The following is a 6729-nucleotide window of genomic DNA, read 5'->3' as shown; positions in this document are numbered from 1 at the left end:
TTCAAGGTTCAATGATTAAGGTTTAAATTGGAGCGGGTGAAGGGAATCGAACCCTCATCATCAGCTTGGAAGGCTGAGGTTTTACCACTAAACTACACCCGCATATAAAATTATGATGGTCGGGAAGACAGGATTCGAACCTGCGACCCCTTGGTCCCAAACCAAGTGCTCTACCAAGCTGAGCTACTTCCCGTCAGAAAAGCATATGTATAACCGTGAATCCGACACTCACTAGTAGAAGCAAGATGGCGCGCCCGAGAGGAGTCGAACCCCTAACCTTTTGATCCGTAGTCAAACGCTCTATCCAATTGAGCTACGGGCGCATATATTCTTGAAACCTTTTGGTGCGGCCGAGAGGACTTGAACCTCCACGGGGTCGCCCCCACTAGGCCCTCAACCTAGCGCGTCTGCCATTCCGCCACGACCGCGTTTTAAAGCGACAAACACTATTATAACTGAGGTGAATCTATTTTGTCAATAACTTTTTAAAAGGTTTTTAAAAGTGCGGGTGAAGGGACTTGAACCCCCACGCCTCGCGGCGCCAGATCCTAAGTCTGGTGCGTCTGCCAATTCCGCCACACCCGCATGTATTTCGTTTTTCACATTGGCGAAAAACAATTGTAAGATATTTTGCTTGGGCAAAAATCATTGGTGAGCCATGAAGGATTCGAACCTTCGACCCTCTGATTAAAAGTCAGATGCTCTACCAACTGAGCTAATGGCTCGCTATGGCTGGGCTAGCTGGATTCGAACCAACGCATGTCGCAGTCAAAGTGCGATGCCTTACCGCTTGGCTATAGCCCAATACTTTTTTAAAAAGTGACGAGGTTTTAATATTAACATGTCCACCTCAATAAAGTCAACTACTTTTTTAAAAATAAATCTGGCGGTCCGGACGGGACTCGAACCCGCGACCTCCTGCGTGACAGGCAGGCATTCTAACCAACTGAACTACCGGACCAAAGTTTTTTCGCGATAGCGAAAATAACGATCGTTACCTAAAGTAAGTAAAATGACCCGTACGGGATTCGAACCCGTGTTACCGCCGTGAAAGGGCGGTGTCTTAACCGCTTGACCAACGGGCCACGTTCTAAATAGAAATGGCGGAGAAGGAGGGATTTGAACCCTCGCGCCAGTTGCCCGACCTACACCCTTAGCAGGGGCGCCTCTTCAGCCACTTGAGTACTTCTCCATAAAAATGGCTCCGCAGGCAAGATTCGAACTTGCGACCGATCGGTTAACAGCCGATAGCTCTACCACTGAGCTACTGCGGAACGTGAAGTATTCTTACGCTTAACTCGTCTTATCGACTCTTTAGATTATAATGACTCATCAATTTCTTGTCAACTACTTTCAGTCACTTTTTCAACAAGAAAAACGCCTTTTATAACTACCCTTTTTCAATCACAACTTCTTTTACAAGGCGAAGTTTTCCTTTACAGCGGCCACACACATATTTCGTTGTATTGATTTTTCTTTTTCTTTCGAAGTTCAGACCGCACTCAGAACAGGCATAGTGTAACACCCGACTTCTCCTGTTCACATGTGGCAACGAAGAACAATGCCTTGGTCCCCCGACATGCTCGAGAAGTCTTTTAAAGTCCTGATCCCCATGTTTATATCCCTTTCCTTCAATATGCAAGTGATAATGACATAGCTCATGCTTTATAATTCCAATCAACTCTTCCATTCCATGCTCATCCAGATATCTTCGATTAATATCGATATCATGGCTGCCTAACATGTATCTTCCACCAGTGGTCCGTAATCTTGGATTAAAAAACGCCTTATGGCGGAACGGCTTGTTGAATGATTGGATTGAAATTCTTTCTACTAATTGCTGCAGCTCGGCATTCGTCATACAAATCCTTCTTTCTTAATTAGAACATGACAACCTATTATAGCATAAACTAGGTATCACCCTTATTGTTTCAAACTGACAAACTAATCGGAGAAAGACCGTTTTCTTTAGCGGCACTTTCAACGGGATAAGGAGGTTTACCCATGCCAAATTGGCTTGTCAATCAATTGCGGAAAGCTTATCTTGAAAAAGATCGATACCAGATCAAACTTCTTAATCAATGTTGGAATTTCTACAGAAAGAAGAACTGCTCTTAATGATGTTTTTCTATTATCAAGTAATTCCATCTTATATAAAAAAGAGCTGACCACCAGATAGCTCCCTATCATTCAGTCAGCTCCTATCCATTTCTTAATGGACCATCGTCAGTGCAACCCTGCCTTTTTGGACATCTACACTATCAACCCAAACAGTCACAACATCCCCGACTGAAACCACATCTAACGGATGCTTCACGAAACCATTTTTCAGCTTTGAGATATGGACAAGTCCATCTTGTTTCACACCAATGTCAATAAAGGCGCCAAAATCCACTACATTTCGAACGGTTCCTTGTAACTCCATTCCTTCAGATAGATCCTCCAGTTTTAGAACATCCTTCTTCAGTAGCGGTTTAGGAAACTCATCCCTCGGATCTCGACCGGGTCTAATCAGTGAATCGATAATATCCTTTAATGTCAGTTTCCCAATTTCCAACTCTTCACACACTTCATCAATATTCAATTGTTCCAGAGACTGTTTGAGTTTATCTGACCCGACGTCATTTACACCCATCCCCACTTTTGAGAGGAGCTTCTTTACATCGGTATAATTCTCAGGGTGAATAGACGTCCTATCAAGGACCTCTTTCCCATCCATTATCCTCAGGAAGCCAATGCATTGTTCAAATGTTTTCGCACCCAGCCTTGGGATTTTTTTCAATTGCGCCCTGGATTGAAATTTCCCTTCTTCCTCCCGCTTTTTCACGATATTATTGGCCACTGTTTTAGAAAGCCCCGCTACATATTGCAATAAGGAAGAAGATGCAGTATTTACATTTACACCCACTTGGTTTACAGCCGTTTCCACTACAAACGTTAACGATTCGTTCAACTTCTTTTGGGAAACATCATGTTGATATTGCCCGACCCCGACTGATTTAGGGTCGATTTTCACTAATTCAGCTAATGGATCCTGTAATCTCCGGGCAATGGAAACAGCACTTCTTTCTTCCACTTGAAGGTCCGGGAACTCTTCTCTCGCCACATCTGATGCAGAATATACGCTTGCCCCCGCTTCATTGACTATTAAGTAAGAGATATTCCCGCCTACTTCTTTCAATAGATCCACCACAAATTGTTCGGTTTCTCTCGACGCGGTACCATTTCCAATTGCCACAACCTCAATCGAATATGTTGTCAAAATCGATTTAAAAGCGTCTTCCGCTTTGGTTCGTTGGGATTGAGATGTATGCGGATAGATTACGTTGATATCGAGGGTTTTCCCTGTTTCATCAATGACAGCAAGCTTACACCCAGTCCGAAATGCAGGATCGACACCCAATACCATCTTCCCTTTCATCGGTGGCTGGAGCAATAATTTACGCAAGTTTTCAGAGAAGATATGAATGGCTTGATCTTCCGCTTTGTCAGTTAACTCATTTCGGATTTCTCTTTCTACTGACGGTTGGATGAGCCTTTTATAACTATCTTCCACTGCTTCCTTCACTAGGGGCACAGAAATGGAGTGGATATTCTTAATGACCTGCTTTTCCAAATATGTTTGGATGCCTTCTGTATCGGGCTGGATGTTCACTTTTAAAATGTCTTCCTTTTCCCCTCTATTCATTGCCAGGACACGATGGGGCACAACTTTGTGAATGGGTTCCTGATAGGAGTAATACATTTCAAACACTTTTTTTTCGTCTAACTCCTCTTTCTTTACCTTTGATTCTATTAACCCTTTACGGAATGTATATTTTCGTATGTAGTCCCGGTAAGAAGCTTCATCGGATATGTATTCAGCAATGATGTCCTTGGCTCCACCCAGGGCTTCTTCCACAGAAGTCACTTCATTCTCTTCAGAGATATAGTTTGAAGCTTCACTTGTAAGGTCTCCTTTTAATGGGAAGGTCAGAATCCATTCAGCCAGGGGCTCCAAGCCTTTTTCTTTTGCTACGGTTGCTTTGGTACGCCTCTTTTGTTTATATGGACGATATAAATCTTCCACCATTTGCAGCTTATCGGCTTTTTGAATGGACCGGGTCAATTCTTCCGTTAACTTCCCCTGTTCTTCTATGAGACGGAGGACTTCTTCTTTTCGCTGCTCAAGATTCAACAGATAATTCCACTTGTCCATGATATTGCGAATCTGGACTTCATCCAGTGCACCTGTCTGCTCTTTTCGGTAACGTGCGATGAAAGGAACTGTATTCCCTTCCTCCAGAAGAGAAATGACGTTTTTTACACTCTTTATTGATAAGTTCAATTCTTTAGATACTTGTTGAAGTAATGGCTCTTGCTTCGTTAATGTTGTTGCCAATAGTATTACCTCCATTGATAGGATTCTCTTTTATTTTACCATATCTGTCTTTAGGGACTAAAACGGTGACGTAGGTTATAGATGGATCTCTTATCCAGTTGCCCGAGGGGCGGGGAGTTGAACTTATAAACAAAAAAACTTACCCTAAGCCTGTTAGAGTAAGTTTCCAATGATATATGTTGTATCATCTGATGTGCCGTCTACTAATGATTGGATGTCTCCTAGCGCCCCATGAAGGGTCGGATATCTTTGAAGGATATTCTTTACGCCGGATATACTCAATCCATCTGAGTGAATGAGAAATCTTGAGTTGGTATTATATTGAAAACGTTGGGTTTTATATGTTTGAGGCCGTCCGGATAGATAGCCTGTTACCGGTAAGGGATAGGTCATCTTTCCTTCAGGTGCATACATATAAAATCGGATATTACCTACACAACTATACACAAATTCTTTGGAATGGTAATATGCTTTAATGATCGCCACGGCAGCTCCACGTTTCTTCTGAAGGACATCATTGCAAAGACTCATGAGAGTCTCGACATCTTCATGATGATTTTTTTCTACAATCTCCACGACAGCATGTGACGACTCATAGGCAAATTTACCACTACCTAAACCATCGGCCAGGACACAGATGAAGTAATCGTTTGTGGAAGTATAGAAGTAACTATCACCACAAAAGGGATTCCCATTTTTCGATACTTGTTCTGCATAAAGCTCTATTTCATTTTGTTGAAGATAAGCCATTAATAATGACTCTCCGAATCGTCCATCTCTTCTTGAATGGCTTCCCTAAGTTTCTTAATCGCTCTTCTTTGCAGTCGGGAAACATGCATTTGTGAAATACCGAGCTTTTCCCCAGCTTCTTTTTGGCTTAGGTTTTCTAAATAAGTGTGTTGTATAATCGCTTTTTCCCTGTCGGAGAGAACATGAAGGACTTTCTCCAGAACGAGTCGCTGATTCACCTTCTCATAACCTTCATCCTGATCTCCTACGATATCCAGTATTGTTACCGTACTTCCTTCTGAATCAGCCTCAATTGAGTGATCCACAGATAAAGCCTGATAACTTCTACCCATTTCCATCGCTTCCAGTACCTCTTCTTCACTTACTTCCAGGTACTCAGCAATCTCATGAACCTGCGGAGAGCGTTCCAATTTATTGGTTAATTCTTCAACCGTCGATTTAATTTTCGGACCAAGTTCCTTGATTCTCCGGGGAACATGTACACTCCACGTTTTATCCCTTAGAAACCTTTTAATCTCCCCGATAATGGTCGGAATCGCGAATGCTTCAAATGATCTGCCGAACGATTCATCATACCTTCTGATCGCTCCAAGCAGTCCGATCATCCCTACCTGGATTATATCCTCATGAAAGGATCGGCCCTTTGAATATTTCCTCGCAATGGATTCAACAAGGTTTTGATAGTGTAAAATGAGCTGACTTTGGGCATCATCGTCCTGGGTTTCCTGGTAATCCTTGATCCATTTGAGTACCTTTTCTTTTTGAGCCTGCTGGTTAGGTTGAGATAGTTTTTTCATCCCTCTCCACCTGCTCCCCTGATAGGAATTTAGTCATAAAGACTGTCACTCCCTCCTTGTGATGCACTTTTACATCATCCATAAGGCTCTCAATAAGGTAAAGGCCTAACCCACCTTCTCTTAAGAACTCAACGGAATGATCGGCATGATAAGGACCAACAGCACTGCGAATTTCTTTAAAGTCAAAACTTTCACCGTGATCAGCCACCATCACTTCAAGGCGATCCCCATACAGCGCGAATCCGACAACGACTTCTCCGTCATTATCTTTGTAAGCATGCTGGACCGCATTAGTGATCGCTTCACTTGTGGCAATCTTCAAATCCTCAATTGCATCATAGTCAAACCCCATACGACTTGCAATTCCTGAAAGCGTCAAACGAATGACCCCGACATATTCCGGCTTTGCGGGGATCTTCATCTCGATGTAATCAAAAGCTTGCATCATTCCACTCCACCTTCTACTTTGGAATTGATATTCATAATATCCCCTAAACCTGTAATATCAAACAGCCTTTGTAAACGGTCAGATAATCCGACTAAATTAAGCTGACCACCACGGGCCTTAACCGTCTTAAACAGACCAACGAACACGCCGAGTCCCGTACTATCCATGTATGATACTTCTGAAAGATCGACTGTTATATCTTTATTATCAGATTCAGCAGATGGCTGAAGCGTTTCTTTAAGCTTTGGAGCTGTATATGCATCAATTTCACCGGCTACTTTGACGAGCAGCTCGTTTTCTTTTTCTTTCATATCTATTGATAAGTTCATAAAAAGACCACCTTTTTGGCAACA

7 protein-coding genes and 11 tRNA genes are annotated in these 6729 nt (G+C 42.6%); 1 reads left to right on the top strand and 17 read right to left on the bottom strand.

The annotated features are described in order from the left end of the window. Positions 1 to 28 precede the first annotated feature (28 nt). The 12 genes from P8596_RS01585 to P8596_RS01530 form a co-directional block, all read right to left on the bottom strand. Positions 29 to 102 (bottom strand) — tRNA-Gly (locus tag P8596_RS01585). A 14-nt stretch (positions 103 to 116) separates the two neighbouring features. Next, positions 117 to 193 (bottom strand) — tRNA-Pro (locus P8596_RS01580). Between the two features lie 53 nt (positions 194 to 246). Further along, positions 247 to 323, bottom strand: a tRNA-Arg gene (locus tag P8596_RS01575). Positions 324 to 342: 19 nt separating this feature from the next. Next, positions 343 to 428 (bottom strand) — tRNA-Leu (locus P8596_RS01570). 75 nt (positions 429 to 503) lie between these two features. Then, positions 504 to 585 (bottom strand) — tRNA-Leu (locus P8596_RS01565). A 64-nt stretch (positions 586 to 649) separates the two neighbouring features. Beyond that, positions 650 to 725, bottom strand: a tRNA-Lys gene (locus tag P8596_RS01560). 4 nt (positions 726 to 729) lie between these two features. Further along, positions 730 to 804, bottom strand: a tRNA-Gln gene (locus P8596_RS01555). An 80-nt stretch (positions 805 to 884) separates the two neighbouring features. Then, positions 885 to 961, bottom strand: a tRNA-Asp gene (locus tag P8596_RS01550). Between the two features lie 52 nt (positions 962 to 1013). Continuing rightward, positions 1014 to 1085: transfer RNA gene (locus tag P8596_RS01545), tRNA-Glu, on the bottom strand. Between the two features lie 16 nt (positions 1086 to 1101). Next, a tRNA-Ser gene (locus P8596_RS01540) sits at positions 1102 to 1192 on the bottom strand. Between the two features lie 7 nt (positions 1193 to 1199). Beyond that, a tRNA-Asn gene (locus P8596_RS01535) sits at positions 1200 to 1274 on the bottom strand. A 116-nt stretch (positions 1275 to 1390) separates the two neighbouring features. Then, positions 1391 to 1861 (bottom strand): SprT family protein, encoded by a 471-nt coding sequence (locus P8596_RS01530; protein ID WP_224521605.1) that lies wholly within the window; start codon positions 1859 to 1861, stop codon positions 1391 to 1393. A gap of 143 nt (positions 1862 to 2004) precedes the next feature. Here P8596_RS01530 and cmpA point away from each other — a divergent pair, with 143 nt between their 5' ends. After that, a complete protein-coding gene (cmpA, locus tag P8596_RS01525; protein WP_094075192.1) occupies positions 2005 to 2118 on the top strand; it encodes a cortex morphogenetic protein CmpA in 114 nt (37 codons plus the stop codon). 94 nt (positions 2119 to 2212) lie between these two features. On the opposite strand, the gene P8596_RS01520 is transcribed toward cmpA, so the two are convergent. From P8596_RS01520 to P8596_RS01500, 5 genes are all read right to left on the bottom strand, one after another. Next, entirely contained in the window at positions 2213 to 4396 is a 2184-nt protein-coding gene (locus P8596_RS01520) for a Tex family protein (protein WP_481900316.1), read from the bottom strand. A 138-nt stretch (positions 4397 to 4534) separates the two neighbouring features. Beyond that, positions 4535 to 5131: a PP2C family serine/threonine-protein phosphatase gene (locus P8596_RS01515; RefSeq protein WP_224521607.1), complete on the bottom strand. Its 597-nt coding sequence runs from the start codon at positions 5129 to 5131 to the stop codon at positions 4535 to 4537. After that, entirely contained in the window at positions 5131 to 5928 is a 798-nt protein-coding gene (gene sigB / locus P8596_RS01510) for an RNA polymerase sigma factor SigB (protein ID WP_224521608.1), read from the bottom strand. Before sigB ends, P8596_RS01515 begins: the two co-directional genes overlap by 1 nt. Continuing rightward, the gene (gene rsbW / locus P8596_RS01505; RefSeq protein WP_034763252.1) at positions 5906 to 6373 is read right to left on the bottom strand and encodes an anti-sigma B factor RsbW; all 468 of its coding nucleotides are present in this window, start codon (positions 6371 to 6373) and stop codon (positions 5906 to 5908) included. Before rsbW ends, sigB begins: the two co-directional genes overlap by 23 nt. Beyond that, complete coding sequence (locus P8596_RS01500; protein ID WP_224521609.1) at positions 6373 to 6705, bottom strand: anti-sigma factor antagonist; 333 nt, start codon at positions 6703 to 6705, stop codon at positions 6373 to 6375. Before P8596_RS01500 ends, rsbW begins: the two co-directional genes overlap by 1 nt. Between the last annotated feature and the right edge of the window lie 24 nt (positions 6706 to 6729).

Origin of the sequence: Rossellomorea sp. DA94, from assembly GCF_029834455.1 — a bacterium.
GTDB lineage: Bacteria > Bacillota > Bacilli > Bacillales > Bacillaceae_B > Rossellomorea > Rossellomorea vietnamensis.
The sequence above is the reverse complement of the archived record's forward strand: the minus strand, read 5'-3'. Positions and strand labels throughout refer to the sequence as shown.